The 14,701-nt window shown below is 48.9% G+C and carries 16 protein-coding genes; 3 read left to right on the forward strand and 13 right to left on the reverse strand.

The genetic code is table 11. The features are described from left to right. Positions 1-94: 94 nt before the first annotated feature. On the reverse strand, positions 95-418 hold the full coding sequence (locus DX130_RS09845) for a hypothetical protein (RefSeq protein ID WP_116044795.1): 324 nt from the start codon (positions 416-418) through the stop codon (positions 95-97). 163 nt (positions 419-581) lie between these two features. On the opposite strand from DX130_RS09845, the gene DX130_RS09850 reads away from it, so the two are divergent. Continuing rightward, positions 582-1,418, forward strand: coding sequence for a polysaccharide deacetylase family protein (locus DX130_RS09850; protein ID WP_116044796.1), 837 nt, complete (start codon positions 582-584; stop codon positions 1,416-1,418). Here the strand turns inward: DX130_RS09850 and DX130_RS09855 are convergent. Next, positions 1,408-1,644 (reverse strand): hypothetical protein, encoded by a 237-nt coding sequence (locus DX130_RS09855; RefSeq protein ID WP_116044798.1) that lies wholly within the window; start codon positions 1,642-1,644, stop codon positions 1,408-1,410. The two genes, DX130_RS09850 and DX130_RS09855, sit on opposite strands and share 11 nt — an antisense overlap. Beyond that, positions 1,641-2,234 (reverse strand): CPBP family intramembrane glutamic endopeptidase, encoded by a 594-nt coding sequence (locus DX130_RS09860; protein ID WP_116044799.1) that lies wholly within the window; start codon positions 2,232-2,234, stop codon positions 1,641-1,643. Before DX130_RS09860 ends, DX130_RS09855 begins: the two co-directional genes overlap by 4 nt. A gap of 80 nt (positions 2,235-2,314) precedes the next feature. Here DX130_RS09860 and DX130_RS09865 point away from each other — a divergent pair, with 80 nt between their 5' ends. Together DX130_RS09865 and serA are read left to right on the forward strand one after the other, a co-directional pair. Beyond that, positions 2,315-3,223: a hypothetical protein gene (locus tag DX130_RS09865; RefSeq protein ID WP_116044801.1), complete on the forward strand. Its 909-nt coding sequence runs from the start codon at positions 2,315-2,317 to the stop codon at positions 3,221-3,223. A 222-nt stretch (positions 3,224-3,445) separates the two neighbouring features. Next, positions 3,446-5,038, forward strand: a complete 1,593-nt coding sequence (gene serA, locus DX130_RS09870) for a phosphoglycerate dehydrogenase (protein WP_116044802.1) — start codon at positions 3,446-3,448, stop codon at positions 5,036-5,038. A 115-nt stretch (positions 5,039-5,153) separates the two neighbouring features. Here serA and DX130_RS09875 read toward each other — a convergent pair whose 3' ends face one another. From DX130_RS09875 to ytfJ, 10 genes are all read right to left on the reverse strand, one after another. After that, positions 5,154-6,617 carry a HAMP domain-containing sensor histidine kinase gene (locus tag DX130_RS09875; protein WP_116044804.1) on the reverse strand — a complete coding sequence of 488 codons (1,464 nt, stop codon included), beginning with the start codon at positions 6,615-6,617 and terminating at the stop codon, positions 5,154-5,156. Then, on the reverse strand, positions 6,618-7,334 hold the full coding sequence (locus DX130_RS09880) for a response regulator transcription factor (protein WP_116044806.1): 717 nt from the start codon (positions 7,332-7,334) through the stop codon (positions 6,618-6,620). It abuts the gene before it with no gap. 27 nt (positions 7,335-7,361) lie between these two features. Continuing rightward, positions 7,362-8,621: a cytochrome c biogenesis protein CcsA gene (gene ccsA, locus DX130_RS09885; protein ID WP_116044807.1), complete on the reverse strand. Its 1,260-nt coding sequence runs from the start codon at positions 8,619-8,621 to the stop codon at positions 7,362-7,364. Next, entirely contained in the window at positions 8,618-10,294 is a 1,677-nt protein-coding gene (gene resB, locus DX130_RS09890) for a cytochrome c biogenesis protein ResB (protein WP_116044809.1), read from the reverse strand. The genes ccsA and resB overlap by 4 nt, the downstream gene beginning before the upstream one ends. An 11-nt stretch (positions 10,295-10,305) precedes the next feature. Beyond that, the gene (locus DX130_RS09895) at positions 10,306-10,836 is read right to left on the reverse strand and encodes a redoxin domain-containing protein (RefSeq protein WP_116044810.1); all 531 of its coding nucleotides are present in this window, start codon (positions 10,834-10,836) and stop codon (positions 10,306-10,308) included. A gap of 85 nt (positions 10,837-10,921) precedes the next feature. After that, positions 10,922-11,665 (reverse strand): pseudouridine synthase, encoded by a 744-nt coding sequence (locus DX130_RS09900; protein ID WP_116044812.1) that lies wholly within the window; start codon positions 11,663-11,665, stop codon positions 10,922-10,924. Between the two features lie 56 nt (positions 11,666-11,721). Further along, the gene (locus DX130_RS09905) at positions 11,722-12,258 is read right to left on the reverse strand and encodes a spore maturation protein (RefSeq protein ID WP_116044814.1); all 537 of its coding nucleotides are present in this window, start codon (positions 12,256-12,258) and stop codon (positions 11,722-11,724) included. After that, positions 12,251-12,889, reverse strand: coding sequence for a nucleoside recognition domain-containing protein (locus DX130_RS09910; RefSeq protein WP_116044815.1), 639 nt, complete (start codon positions 12,887-12,889; stop codon positions 12,251-12,253). The genes DX130_RS09905 and DX130_RS09910 overlap by 8 nt, the downstream gene beginning before the upstream one ends. Before the next feature lie 58 nt (positions 12,890-12,947). Next, the gene (locus DX130_RS09915) at positions 12,948-13,937 is read right to left on the reverse strand and encodes a D-alanyl-D-alanine carboxypeptidase family protein (protein WP_420818517.1); all 990 of its coding nucleotides are present in this window, start codon (positions 13,935-13,937) and stop codon (positions 12,948-12,950) included. 246 nt (positions 13,938-14,183) lie between these two features. Then, positions 14,184-14,675 carry a GerW family sporulation protein gene (gene ytfJ, locus DX130_RS09920; RefSeq protein WP_116044818.1) on the reverse strand — a complete coding sequence of 164 codons (492 nt, stop codon included), beginning with the start codon at positions 14,673-14,675 and terminating at the stop codon, positions 14,184-14,186. Between the last annotated feature and the right edge of the window lie 26 nt (positions 14,676-14,701).

Genomic DNA, 14,701 nt, shown 5'->3' on the forward strand with positions numbered 1-14,701 from the left:
ATGAATGCACTATCTTCAAATGAAAAAAGAATCGACCAGAGGGCATACCGAATAGATAAGCGCCTGATCGACTCTTGCAACCCAGTAATGAACGTCAATGAGACATGACAGACGATTCCGCTTTAATTTTATTCGCCTCGCGTTTGAGGGAAGGATCGCTCTCTAGAATAGCTTCAATCTGTTCCCAGGCGGCTGCGGATTTTTCGGCGGTATCGTCTGAGTGCTTTGGGGAAAGCCCGAGACCCTCCTTCTTCCAATCCGCGTTCATAAACTTTGCAACGGTTTTGCGCGCCATTCCGGAACACACCTCAGACATAGCTCCGGCTGCCCATGCCACTGCTGCAGGTTTTTTCCGCGCTACATACATAGTCGCAGCGGCGCCAATAATTCCGCCAAACAATAATCCGCTTAATTTCATACCCTACACCTCTTTCGTGCTCTGTTTTCATCAGTAGTGTAGCCGTATGCCTGCAGCGTCATTCTGTATAAAATAAGGAAAGACATCCCCGACTCGCCATAAAGTTATGGTAGAATAAATAACATATCGACATGATTCGCGCATCCTGCAGGAGGAGACTACTATGACTATCAAAAAACAACTAACCATCGCCTGTCTGTTTGCTGCTCTGCTCGCCGGCTGCGCCAGTACGGCCGACAATACCGACGATAACGCTTTCCCAGCTCTTATAGACCCTGCGACAGCTCCGCCCTCCTCGGCCTCTGCGATGACTTCGACGCCTGAGCCAACAAACGCTCCAACAACTGCGCCGGTAGCCGAAGCAAAGCCTTTATATCGAATGAACGGCGTCTACCGCTTCGTTCCTCTTGACGAGACGACAACCAAGAAAGCAGTCCTGCTTACCTTCGATGACGGGCCCAAGGACGAGAAGCTGATTACGAGCTTATTCGACACGCTCGACATGTATCATGCCAAAGCGATTTTCTTCGTCAATGGTTATCGTATAAAAGCTAATCCCGAATTGCTGGAGCTCATCTACGAGCGAGGCGGTACGATTGGCAATCATTCTTATGACCATATTAACTTGAAGAACGAAAAAGAGGATGTTGTTGAAGAGCAGCTGTCCAGCGTACAGCAAATGGTTGAGAAGTTGACGGGCACAAAGCCGAAATTTTTTCGTCCTCCGTTCGGTTCAGGGGGCGACACCGTTAAAGAAATAGCAAAAAACCACGACATGCTGTACATGACGTGGTCGAATGGTTCTCTGGATTGGGACAGCTCGGCGCGAGACAAACCGGAAGTTGTCATCCGCAATGTAATGGACCAGCTCCATCCAGGCGCTAATATATTGATGCATGAGCTGCCATGGACGGCGGAAGCATTGGATGAGCTTCTCGGGAAAATAGAAGCCGAAGGTTATTCGTTCATCGATCCCGCTACGATTGAGCTTACGAACTAAACGTGTTGCCATACCAAAACAAAAACGCGACGAGACAAAGAAATAGAAAAAATAATAGATTGTAATACCATTTGTTCACTTTGTGGAGACTTGAAGGAAACTTTTTGCGCCTTGGAGGCAGCTTTAGCGGCTCACCTTCCTGCGCAGCCGCGGCATTCGTTATGTCACCTGCCTCCTCTGGTTGATGGGATCTAGATGTACGGCTATGTCTTTGTTTCCTGCTCATGGCTCCCTCCTGAATCGAATAATTAAACCCATTATAAAATCAATGACAAAATGTGCGACGATGGGTGCCCATAACGTGTCGCTCTGAATATAGATCCAGCCGAGGCCGTAGCTGATAGAAAATACTAGCCCGGTCGGTATCCAGTGACGCAAGTATCGGACGTGGATCGCGGCAAAGATAATGCTTGTCCAATAAGGACCGAATGCATGCTGGATAGCACCTCTGAATAGCAGCTCTTCGCATACAGCGACGACAAATGAAATAAGCGCAATATGCCATATGGGACGGTTGCGGAAGATCCGATCGTTGACTCCGCCATCATCTGCCGCTTCCTCAGGTACCCAGCGGGAAATGAGCAGATCAACTGCGATAACGGCGGCGGCAAGCCCGACTCCCCATGCGAGAAATTCCCACTGATTTGGAATGTCCAAAACATGCAGTGAATTTTGACGCTGAAATAAAATCCATATGATACCGATAATAAGAGTAAACGCCTGAGTGGCGTACAAATTAATAAGTAGCATACGATCATCAATCTCGTCAATGTTAACCTTGCGCACACGAATATTGCGAATATCGAATTTTTTCATTGCTGCGCGCCTCGCTCTCGGGGTAATAGTTAAGCTTACATAAGTGATTACATAATTGATACATAAGAAGGAGATTTGTTATGGAAAAACGATTAACGACCACAGCCATGTTATTCAGCGTAGGATTTGTATTTATGCTGGTATTTGCAGTAGGAGCTTTCTTCTACGGCATTCAGATTGGCAAAGAGAAAGCCGAGGCCAAATATACGGCCAAATCGGAAACCGTGAACGCAAGCGAAGCCACTGTACCTTATCAACAGCAAGAACTGGTATCCTTCTATCTTACCGTATTTTCTCCTTACCGTGAATTTCAAACGGAATGGTTCGCTGCATCAGACAAGTTGTTCCGTGGCGGCAATATTGATGCCGCATCCGCATTCAAAAAGCTGGCCAAGCTGGCCGATCAGAAAGCGGAGGAAGCAAGCTCATTCAACATGCAGCAATCACCACTACTTGGCGAAGCACAAGTAGCCTATGTTAGAAGCCTGAAATACTTCAAAGATGCCGCAGCCAAGGCTGCATCCAATAAGTCAGATGATCCAGGCAAGCTGCTTGAGCAAATCCAGAGCGACAAAAACTACAAATCTGCCGTACAGGAGTCACTGGCTGCACAAAGGTCTTATTATGAAGCGATGCAGAAATGGGCCGCATCCGTTGATCCGGCCATTCCGGCAACCCACAAGCCAGTTGAGCCGATGAGCGATGATCAATGGGATAAGCTCTCTCTTATCGTCAAAAACATAATCGTTGTCTCCTACTTGAGTGAGCGCGGCGAGCTGTTCAGCTTTCTGCCGCAAGATTTGACGAGCCGCGTCGACGAATTTATTCGATCGGGACAAGCATCAAACATGAAGCTGAAAACTATCGGAGGCATTGTCGATCTGCTGCTGAACACAAGAGCTGTCGACTCAGGAGATTTCAGCGCGAATAAAGCCAGATTCTATCAATCCGAGACGCTTCCGCAGCTGCCATTCTTCTACTCGGAATGACAGGATTCCCTCTCGTTGTGCTTGAATCATAACGAAAATTTCACAAATGAGCAAGTTTCAGCATTGCAATTGACCGCGCTAATGCTATAAAATAGTAAAGTCCAACTCGTTCGTAGATTGAACTCTCGACCCGATGCTCTTGAGCGGTGCGGGCCGAGGGTTTTTCTGTTCATAATTATAGCGCAGCCGCGTGCTGCGCCAATTCTAGGAGGCCTGTTTTACATGTACAAAGTGCTAGTATCCGATCCCATAAGTGATCTTGGGATCCAACAGCTTGTCGAAGCAACTGACATTATCGTCGACAAGAATCCTGGTTTAACAGAAGACGAATTAGTAGCAATCATTGGCGATTACGATGCTTTGCTCGTCAGAAGCCAGACGCGAGTAACTGCAAAAATTATGGAAGCCGGCAAAAAGCTTAAAGTCGTTGGACGAGCTGGCGTTGGTGTCGACAACATCGATCTGGGTGCAGCTACTGAGCGCGGCATTATCGTCATCAATGCGCCGGACGGGAACACCATTACAACCTGTGAGCACACATTTGCTATGATGATGGCTGTTGCACGCCATATTCCACAAGCATACATGAAAACCGTCAACGGCACATGGGACCGCAAATCTTTCCTTGGCGTTGAGCTTCGCAACAAAACGCTGGGCGTACTTGGCATGGGCCGTATAGGCAGTGAAGTAGCCAAGCGCGCCAAGGCATTCGGCATGTCCATTATGGGGTATGACCCGTTCATGACTGAAGAGCGCGCTGAAAAACTCGGCATTAAGCTAGCCAGCGTAGACGAGATCATCCGTGCGGCTGACTTTATGACCGTCCATACACCTCTTACACCAGAAACGCGCCATATGATTGGCAAAGATCAATTTGCTGTGATGAAACCAGGCATGCGGATCGTCAACTGTGCACGCGGCGGAATTATCGATGAGATTGCACTTGTTGATGCGATTGACCAAGGTATCGTTGCCGGTGCAGCTTTCGACGTATTTGAAGTGGAGCCTCCAACCGAGGATCATCCTTTCCTGAAGCATCCGAAAATTATTGTAACGCCGCATCTTGGCGCATCTACAATCGAAGCACAAGAAAACGTGGCAATCGATGTATCGGAGCAAGTTCTTCATATCTTGCGCAATGAGCCGTTCATGAATGCTGTGAACATGCCTCCGATTCCTGCGAATCTTCAAAGCAAGCTGCAGCCTTACTTCACGCTTGGCGAGAAGCTTGGCAGCTTTATTGCTCAATCGACGGAAGGCGCCGTGCAAGAAATTGTCGTCAGCTACTCCGGAGAGCTTGCAGAAGTCGATACTCAGCCGCTTACGCGCTATATTGTTCGCGGAGTCTTGTCTCATCATCTTGGACAAGAGCAAGTTAACGTGGTCAACTCCATGCACCTTGCAAAAATTCGTGACGTTAATATCGTCATCCAGAAATCGCATGCATCCAAAGACTTTACTAACCTGGTGACAGTAGCTCTTCGCACAAAGAAAGAAGAGCATGTCGTTGCCGGCACATTGCTGACAGGCTACGGCCCTCGTATCGTTCAGATCGACAAGTATCCTGTTGATGTTACGCCGGAAGGCAATCTGATCCTGATCTCGCATAACGATAAACCGGGCATTATCGGCCGTGTTGGTACGCTGCTTGGCAGCAATGATGTCAACATCGCTACGATGCAGGTTGGTCGTCTGCTTGAGGGCGGATCCGCAATCATGGTTCTGCGTGTAGACAAAGGTACGCCGAAAGAAGTTCTGTTGCAGCTCACAAGCATGCCAGAGCTGAATACGGCGAAAGAAATCATTCTGCCGTAATTGTTTCACGAACAACAAGATTAATCGTTTTCCTTCAACAAAAAAAGCGTTCCAGCGATGGAACGCTTTTTTCTATATTCCCTTTGAATAGACAGTTCTCATGCATCCCTGACAATTATTCTTTCCCTTCGACAGGAAGAAGAATCGTAAATGTCGTACCCGTCGCTGCAGTACTATCCACTTGAATTTTGCCATGATGAAGTTCAATCAAATTTTTGACGATAGCCAGTCCCAGGCCCGTACCGCCTGTTCGCTTCCTCGCCTTATCCGCCTTGTAGAATCTCTCAAAGATATATGGGACATCCTCAGGGGGAATTCCTACCCCTTCATCGCTTATTTTGAGCTGGATATAAGGCTCCCCGCTTACAAGCAGATTCTCGGCTGCAATCGTAATGGACTTCCCTGCCGGAGTATGGCGCAGCGCATTATCCATCAGATTCGTGAGCACCTGCTCCAGACGATCCTCATCCGCTTGCATCAAGGTCAGCAGTTTGTCCTCAGGGGCTTTGACATGAAGGGCTACTTCGCGCTCCTTGGCATAGACCTGGAACTTGCGATGAACTCTGCGAACGACAAGCCCTAGCTCAATCTCCTGGAAGTTCATCTCGACATGCCCCGCTTCCATCCGGGCAATATCAAGAAAGTCATTCACTAGTCTTCCCATCCTTAACGATTCGTCATGGATCACTTGGACCAGCTCTCTTCTTTCTTCCGGAGAAGCAACAATATCATCAAGCAGCGCTTCGCTATAGCCTTGCAGCATGGATAACGGCGTGCGAATTTCATGTGAGATATTGGCCACGAAGTCGCGCCTTAGCTTATCCAGCTTGTGCTCTTCCGTCACATTCCGGATGACGGCTACCGCTCCCCGAATGACGTTGCCGGACTGCAAAGGTGCCATCACGACAGACCATACGCTGCTATGCACATGTACCTTTTCGGTCAAGTCTTTGCCATCCTTCATCACATGCTGGAACAGCTGTCTCAATGGCATCGGAACGCCAGGAAAGAACGGGACATCCTCCATCGGCTCCTGCTCCCAAGCCGACTCCAGCGATGACCAGCCGCTAATGAGCAATTGGCCGCTTGGATTCGTCAAGATCACTTGGCCTTCTGAATCGAAAGTAATGACTGAGTCGCCCATACTCCGTAAAATACTGGACAGATGATTCTTCTCATGATTCAACGCATGAATAAGCTTATCCAGCTGCTCCGTCATATTATTGAACGTGATGGCCAACTGGCCGATCTCGTCAGAGGAGCTGATGTGTATACGGGTGCTGTAATCGCCTTGAGAGACGGAATCGGCGGCATTTTTCAGCTGAAGGAGCGGCTGTTGGATTTTGGCCGAGAGGAAAAAAGCAAAAAACGTAGACAATAGAAATCCGATAATGGCCGTAATGATAAACAGCACTTTAATAGCATGCGACGAATTCTCATCGAACCATATATCGATGTACTGGAGCAAAAAAACGCCGAGGATAAGAAGCACAACGGCGACCAACAACATGATGGTCGCCCACAGCTTGCCCACGACGCTATGCCATAGCAAACGCGCCAATCGATTCCAGAGCTTCATTTATTTCGGTACCTCTAGCTTATAGCCTACGCCCCATACGGTCGTAATCATAGCCGCCGCCTCCGAGGACACTTTGTTCAGCTTCTCGCGCAGTCTCTTCACATGCGTATCTACTGTACGCAGATCACCGAAAAACTCATAGTTCCATACATCTTTCAGCAGCTCTTCACGCGAGAACACTTTATCCGGCGACACGGCTAAATAATGCAGCAATTCATATTCTTTCGGCGTCAGGCTGACCTCGTGTCCGCCAGCTGTGACGCGGTGTGCATCATGCTCAATGACGAGATGAGGAAATACAATATTATTGCTTGTATTCAGCTCCTTCGTCAGGAAAGCGGTCGCGGATGAGCGTCTGAGAATCGCCTTTACCCGGTAGATGACTTCACGCGGACTGAACGGCTTAACGACATAATCATCGGCACCCACTTCGAAGCCCTGAACGCGATTCATCTCTTCTCCCTTTGCAGTCAGCATAATAACAGGCGTCGCTTTTACTTGGCGCAGACGAGAGCATACTTCCACGCCGTCAATACCCGGCAGCATGACATCCAGTAAGATTAGCGCATAGTCGGTATTGGATGCCAGCCTTAAAGCGGTCTCCCCGTCTTCGGCTTCATCGATGACATAGCCTTCTTTCTCCAAATACATTTTCAGAAGACGGCGGATACGCTCCTCGTCGTCTACGACCAATATGCGATTTCCGTAGTCGGACATGTCAAGCAACTCCTTTCAATAGCTCCATTATACTCCGGAATAAGAATGCAAGCCTGCAATAATGAGGTTAACCCCAATAAGAGTGAACAAAACAATTACGAAGCCAATAACCGCAAGCCATGCGGAACGCAGACCCTGCCAGCCTCTCGATAATCGGAAGTGAAGATACGCACTGTAGAACAACCAGGTAATAAGCGCCCATACTTCCTTCGGATCCCATCCCCAGAACCTGCCCCAGGCAATCTCTGCCCAGATCATCGCAAAGATAAGCCCGCCAAGTGTAAAGATTGGGAAGCCGATTGCAATAGCCCGGTAGCTGATTTCGTCCAGATCATCCGCATCGATGCCTTCCATAACGGGATGAATGGCCGCGCCAAGACGCTTGCGGAGGATCAGGCGCAGAACGCCATATAGCAATGTTCCGGCGATAATGGACCATACAACTGTGTTGAGCTTGCGTCCTGCATTGACGCCATTCATCCAATAAGGTGCTTCGAATAACGGCTTGTCCATGCCAAGGAATGATTGAAACTCTACAATTTGACTGTTATACGGCTGCACAATCGGAGGCAAATAATAGTTGACCGTATCCACAATCGTGGAGTCCTGGCCCTTATTGTCGATTAGCACTTTCTCTTGCGTGAACGACGCTTCATAGCCAGCAAAGCGGAAGCCGAAGACAGCGATGATAAAGCCAACAATGACGATAATCGAATAAAGGGTGAATTCAACCCAAAATTGTGCTCGTCTCGCTTGCTTCGTCTTGTCCGTGAAGTTGATGACACGAAGCAGATACATGAGGCCGGCAGCAAAGCCGACTGCAAAAAATGCTTCCCCAAGCGCTGCCGTCGTCACGTGAACTTTCAACCACACGGAGTTCAGAGCCGGAATGAGCGGCTGAACCTCCTGCGGGAATACTGACGCATACGCAACAATAATAATGGTAAGCGGAATGGCGAACATGCCTAGCAACGGCTTGCGATACATCGCATAGACAATCGTATAGGCAATCATGATCGCCATACCCAGGAAAGTCATAAACTCGTACATGTTGCTTGTCGGAATCTGCTTGCCTCCGATCCAGCGTGTAAAGAAGAAAGTGAGATGAGCGACCAAACCAGCGGTCGACACGATAAAGGCAATTCTTCCCCAGCGCTTCTCATGCTGCTTGGGATCGCGGTTGCTCCACTTCTTGCCCGCTATGGCAATGACATAGAATAAGAAAGCAAAGCAATATAGAAAAAAGGCAACCATAAACGCATCACTGCTAAAGTCTAGTAAACTCACGCGTTTTTCCCTCCGTTATCTAGCGTCTTCGGATCAATCTCAATTCCAACCTTCTTCAAGGCGTGGGCAACGTCCGAACGCATGCCAAACCAGTTTTTGTTCGTATGGGCGCCAAGCACCAACTGCCCGTCATCGATGCGAAGCCAGATGCGGCGATGCTGCCAATACGAACCCATAATTAAGCCAAGCATAGAGAACACCGCACCTATCCATAGATATGGAAGCGCCTTGTCCACACGTACGTTCAAATGAGTTGTCGCCTCAGAGAAGTCTACGTTTTCCATGCCGTCTACCCGAATCTGGATTTTGTCGGCGATTTCGCGATTTATCGTATCCTGCGCGAACTTCACCTTATCCTTCTGCATCGGGAAGTAGATGTATGGCTCTCCTTCTGGCTTAAGCCCTGGTCCCTTAACTGTAAACACAAAAGCTGGCGCATTCGGCTCCCGCGAAAGCGTTGTTGGCTTGCCTTCGCTATTGAGCGCAAATTCCATATAATTGGCGTACAGATCAAGCGTGAACGGTCCAAGCTTATGCTGGAGCGCCGAATCCTTCATAGGCAGATAGAACGGGCCATACTTCTCGCCCGACTGCTTGTCCTCCAAAATCGGGTTAACCGCGTTAAGTCTCGGTTTCAAGTCGAAGTCGAACTGGTAGAGCTTAAGTCCATCATAGACGAGCGGATGGTTCACAATAATATTGTGACGCTTCACTTCCTCCAGAACCGGTTCCTTGAGCGGATCATTACAAACGCTCACACAAGCGTACAAGACAGCTTGCGTCTCATAGTTTTTAGCTCGCGCTTTTCCTTGAAGCTGCTCCGGAAGCTCGTCATCGGTATAGAACTCGATGATAAACTTCTCGCTCTTGATGTAGTAGTTCGTTCCTGCAATTTTGACCGTATCGCCATCGGGTACGCTTACATAAGCATCCATCTGCCAGCCCGGAATGCTTCGTGCCAGTATCGCTAGCAAGAACAGGATCAGACCAATATGGTTAATGTAAGGACCCCAGCGGCTGAATCTGTTTTTCTCCGCAAGGAGCGCCGTCCCTTGGCCTTCCTCTTGATGAACCTTGTAGCCTCTGCGCTTTAACTGCGTACCGAAGTTGGTCATCCATTCTTTCGGATCGCCTCCAATATCGGCGGCAAACACCGTTTTCTGACGCGATATAAATTGGTGATGCTTGCGAATCTGCTGCTTATTAAGCGCGCGATACAGCGGCAACACCCGATCCAAGCTGCAAATAACTAGTGAAGTTCCGATCATGACGAGCAGACCGATAAACCACCAGCTTTCATATGTATGGGACAAGCCCAGCATATAGTAAAGCTTGCCCGGCAGACCATATGTCTGCTCATAATACGTAGACGGATCGAAATTATTAATGAACGTGCTCTCCTGCGGATAGATCGTACCCAGCATAGCTGTCAAGAACGTAATGACAATTAAGTAGATTGCAATCTTGACCGAAGAAAAGAAGCTCCAAATTTTATCAATCACCGTCTGATTGCTTTTCTGCGATCTGCGGGCCACCCCGTCATAACGCATCTCCAGCGGGGTATCGGATTGCTGCAGGTCCTTCAGGAGCGGCTTGCCGCATGACTCACACAGCACGGTACCGACCGCATTCTGATGACCGCACTCGCATTTTGTATTTTCTACCGTTAACACGTGATGACCTCCTACAACTGCAACAATCTTTCCACTCGTTCTTCGATATCCTTCTCGAGCATGCCTCCGACCTTCACTTCCATCAGGGTCCCGTCAGGTTTAATGAAGAATGTAGTCGGATATTGCCGCAGCCCATAGCTGCGCTCCGTCTGACGATTCACATCCCGGAGGATAGGGTAGGACAGATTGAAACGGTTCACGAAATTGTTGACGGTGAGCGTATCCTCGCTCAAGTTAATCGCCAAAATGACTAAGTTGTGATCCTTCCACTTCTCATACTGCCTCTCGAATTCCGGCATCTCTCTGACGCATGGCTCGCAGAAGGTTCCCCAGAAATTGACGACGACCGGCTTTCCTTTGAATTCAGCCAAGCTTCGGACGCTTCCATCGAGATCCGCAAGTGTAAACTCAGGCGGCTCGGCACCTACTTTAAGAAATCCTGTTCGGTCCTTCCCGAAAAACGTAGAGCCTATGGCATAACCGCCCAATATAAGCACAGCGAGCAAGATCACGATCTGTATCTTCTTGCGCGACTTACCCATTTATGTATTCACCACCCGTTCTAATGACGCAACTGCCCTAGTTTCATTATAACGAAAAGTCGACGGCAATAACTGCCGCCGCCGATTACTTTTTATGAACTTTATGTGTCTTGGTTGCCGCAGCCAGAAGCTCTTTAACCTCTTGCGGCGTGAGATGCCGGAATTTGCCTCTGCCTAATTGCTGAAGTCCAAGTTCCCCGAATTTGATTCGTTTCAGACGGATAACTTTATGTTGAATCGCTTCAAACATACGGCGAACCTGACGATTGCGACCTTCATAAATCGTAATGGATATGGTTGCTTCATTCTTTTCGGTATCTACGTCATGGTACTCTACCTCAGCAGGCGAAGTCATGCCATCCTCCAGCTTAATCCCCTTCTGCAGCTGCTCTAGCGCCGAGCCGTGCGGTACGCCCTTCACGGTAGCATGATAAGTCTTCGGCACATGATGGCTTGGATGCGTCAGCATGTTCGCGAATTCCCCATCGTTAGTCAGCAACAGCAATCCTTCGGTATCGTAATCGAGCCGGCCAACCGGGTAGACTCTTTCCTTGATGCCCGGCAAGAAATCGGTAACGGTCTTGCGCCCTTGCGGGTCCTTGGCGCTAGTAATAACGCCCTTCATTTTGTTCATCATCACGTAAATCTTCTTCTCGCCTCTGATCGGCTTTCCGTTAACGGAAATCGTATCAACCGCTACGTCTGCTTTCACACCGAGCGTTGTTACTTTCTCGCCGTTAACCTCTACGGCGCCTGACAGGATAAGTTCCTCGCACTTTCGTCTGGATGCAATTCCTGCCTGAGCCAAAATCTTCTGTAAACGTTCCACTGCTCTTTCACCTCACTCTCCATCATAACGATATCGAGAGTAAAGCACAAGCTCCGTTACCTAAATATGTACAGACAAATCGCGATTGCAGCAAAAAAACCGACAATATCCGAAAATAAACCAACTTTGAGCGCATAACGCGTACGCCTTACCGCAATGGCTCCGAAGTAAACCGTCAAGACATACAGCGTTGTATCCGTGCTGCCTTGGATAGTTGAAGCAATACGCCCAATCATCGAATCTGGTCCATAGGTTCCGATCAAGTCCGCTGTAAAGGCTAGAGAACCCGCTCCTGTAAGCGGTCGAAGAATGCCAAGTGGCAGCACTTCGCTTGGTATGCCCATCCAGTCAAACGCCGGCTTGACGGCAGAGAGCATCAAATCCATCGCACCTGAAGCGCGAAACATGCTGATTGCGACCATCATTCCCACCAAAGGAGGAATAATCGATATCGCGGTTCCAAAACCGTCTTTCGCCCCTTCTACGAACGTCTCATAGACCGGTATTCGTCTTCGCATGGCCGCATACAAAGGGATAAATACGATAATCGCGGGAATCATCCATGATGACAGCTTGGTGAATAGCTCATACAACTTCGCCACCTCCAGACGGCTTGGTCAAAGGCGGTCTTGGTGTAATCGGCGGCGGCTGTGATCGGCTGCGGTACCAGCGATCTGCCAGAATGGCAGCGGCGGTTGCCACAATAGTTGCGGCCAGCGTCGTCCCAATTATTTCAGCCGGATTAGCTGATCCGTAGTTCATTCGAATCGCAATTAAGGTCGTGGGGACGATCGTAATACTTGATGTATTCAGCGCCAATAAAGTGCACATAGCTGGAGTAGCCGTATCCTTGTCTGGATTCAGTTTTTGTAGCTCCTGCATCGCTTTAATGCCCATAGGGGTAGCGGCATTGCCAAGACCGAACAGATTGGCGCTCAGATTGCTCATAATATAGCCAATGGCAGGATGGTCCTTCGGAATATCGGGAAAAAGCCAGCGCACGAGCGGCCGAAGCAGTCGGGCAAGCTTGGTGAGCAGCCCGGCATCTTCGGCAATGCGCATCATGCCAAGCCAAAAGACCATAATGCTAATGAGACCAAAGCTGACGGTTACGCCGGATTTGGCGCCGTCAAAGGCCGCTTGCGTCACCATATCCATTTTGCCGTTTATGGCTGCGACCACTACACTTATGACAATAAAAAACAACCAAATCCAGTTTACCATTATTGACTTCCTCCCCCACATCCCGAAACTAATGGTTATCCGGTTCCCCGTCCGGCTACTAATGTTCGAGCAATCTAGGATTGCCAGGCTCGTATATAGGTATGACACCGATACGCTGCCCGTTCAAGAACAATTCCAGACGCCCGCGTTCCCCAAGCGCATAAGCGGTTGTTGTCATTTCCATGACACTTAACTTGGATGAAACAGTCTGCTGCTCGTCCGATTCCAGAGGATAATAGAAGCTCCCGCCAGCCAGATAAGGATATCCCTCTATTTCATTGCCCTTCTGAATTAATTGAACCAGCGGATAATGCTGGAATCCCCAATCCAGCATATGCCGATGGTCAGCCCAATCGTCCCCATCATTTATCGTCACCGCTGCTAGCTGTTGTCCATTCCTGGTTGCGGAGCTGACCAGACATCGGAACGCCTTTTTGGTATAACCAGTCTTAACGCCATCCGCCCCTTCGTACATAGCAAGCATTTTATTTTTGTTTTGCCACTGATAATCCCAGCTGTCTATCGGATTAGGCGCACGCTTCTCTTTTGTTTTCACGATCTCTGCGAACACTTTATTTCTAAGCGCATAAGCCGTAAGTTTCGCCAGATCGTTTGCAGTAGAATAATGGCCTTCTTCATCCAAACCATGCGGGTTTCTGAATTGGGAGTGGAGGAGTCCGATTTCCTCCGCCTTCTTATTCATCAGATGTACGAAGCCCTCTTCTGAGCCGCCCACATGTTCTGCAATAGCAGTAGCGGCATCGTTGCCGGATCGCATCATTAATCCATACAACATATTCGATAGGCTCATCTCTTCACCCAAACGCAAATAAATGGACGAGCCTTCCCTGCCGAACGCCCGCTTGGAGGTTTTCACCATATCGTCCAGGTTCCCATGCTCAATTGCCACAATCGCTGTCATAATTTTGGTCAGGCTGGCGATTCGCATCGGCGTGTCTCCGTCATGACTGTAGAGCAGTCTCCCGGATTGTACATCAATTAACGCCGATGCCCTTGCTTTTGTACCGATTGGCGCTGGAGCGGCCATAGCGCTGCTCGGCAAAACGGACCAACAGATTAACGATCCGATCATCCACAACGCGATGAGACGCAAAGAAATGCGTTGCTTTCCGATACTCATGCTGTCCATACTCCTCTCGATGCATTGGTTATAGCTGATTTCTAAGCTCTTGCCTTAGTATATGCTTGTACCGTGCAGGGTAGACGAGGCGATTCATTCTAATAAATGAAAAACTGCCCTTTCGGGCAGTTAAGGTAAAGCTATATTAGCCGTTTAGCCTTGACGCTCGACCTCGTCATCCGCTACATGCCCATCAATGATGGTTGTAGTCGTTTCTACATAATCACTGCCGGAATGATTGCGCATCATCGTCTGCAGTTTATCAAATACCTTCGGAGCAGAATCGATAACTTTTTCCATTAGATGGGTTTGATTGTCAAGCGGGACGATTTTGACTCCTTGGGTGCCTACAACAAGGAACGCAATCGGTGTAATGGATACACCGCCGCCACTGCCGCCGCCGAATGGCAACGATACCGATGCATGATGCGCATCTCCCGTCCCATTGCTGTTATGCTTATGCTCGCCGTCTGTACGAATGTCGCTGCCGCCGGCAACAAAACCGAAGCCGACTTTCGAAATGGGCATAATTACGCTGCCGTCCGGTGTTTGGACCGGATCGCCAACGATCGTATTGACGTCCACCATTTCCTTAATATTCTCCATTGCCGTTTGCATTAAGCCTTGGATAGGATGGTCTGCCATTGTTATTCCTCCTCAGTGCGATATAG

The sequence above is a fragment of the Paenibacillus paeoniae genome, from assembly GCF_003388735.1.
Classification (GTDB): Bacteria; Bacillota; Bacilli; order Paenibacillales; family Paenibacillaceae; genus Pristimantibacillus; species Pristimantibacillus paeoniae.

Coding starts and splice junctions, on each gene's coding strand:
- DX130_RS09850 (WP_116044796.1), top strand. CDS start 582: ATGACTATCAAAAAACAACTAACCATCGCCTGTCTGTTTGCTGCTCTG.
- DX130_RS09880 (WP_116044806.1), bottom strand. CDS start 7,334: ATGTCCGACTACGGAAATCGCATATTGGTCGTAGACGACGAGGAGCGT.
- DX130_RS09855 (WP_116044798.1), bottom strand. CDS start 1,644: ATGAGCAGGAAACAAAGACATAGCCGTACATCTAGATCCCATCAACCA.
- ytfJ (WP_116044818.1), bottom strand. CDS start 14,675: ATGGCAGACCATCCTATCCAAGGCTTAATGCAAACGGCAATGGAGAAT.
- DX130_RS09910 (WP_116044815.1), bottom strand. CDS start 12,889: ATGGTAAACTGGATTTGGTTGTTTTTTATTGTCATAAGTGTAGTGGTC.
- serA (WP_116044802.1), top strand. CDS start 3,446: ATGTACAAAGTGCTAGTATCCGATCCCATAAGTGATCTTGGGATCCAA.
- DX130_RS09860 (WP_116044799.1), bottom strand. CDS start 2,234: ATGAAAAAATTCGATATTCGCAATATTCGTGTGCGCAAGGTTAACATT.
- DX130_RS09845 (WP_116044795.1), bottom strand. CDS start 418: ATGAAATTAAGCGGATTATTGTTTGGCGGAATTATTGGCGCCGCTGCG.
- DX130_RS09915 (WP_420818517.1), bottom strand. CDS start 13,937: ATGGCCGCTCCAGCGCCAATCGGTACAAAAGCAAGGGCATCGGCGTTA.
- DX130_RS09875 (WP_116044804.1), bottom strand. CDS start 6,617: ATGAAGCTCTGGAATCGATTGGCGCGTTTGCTATGGCATAGCGTCGTG.
- DX130_RS09865 (WP_116044801.1), top strand. CDS start 2,315: ATGGAAAAACGATTAACGACCACAGCCATGTTATTCAGCGTAGGATTT.
- DX130_RS09895 (WP_116044810.1), bottom strand. CDS start 10,836: ATGGGTAAGTCGCGCAAGAAGATACAGATCGTGATCTTGCTCGCTGTG.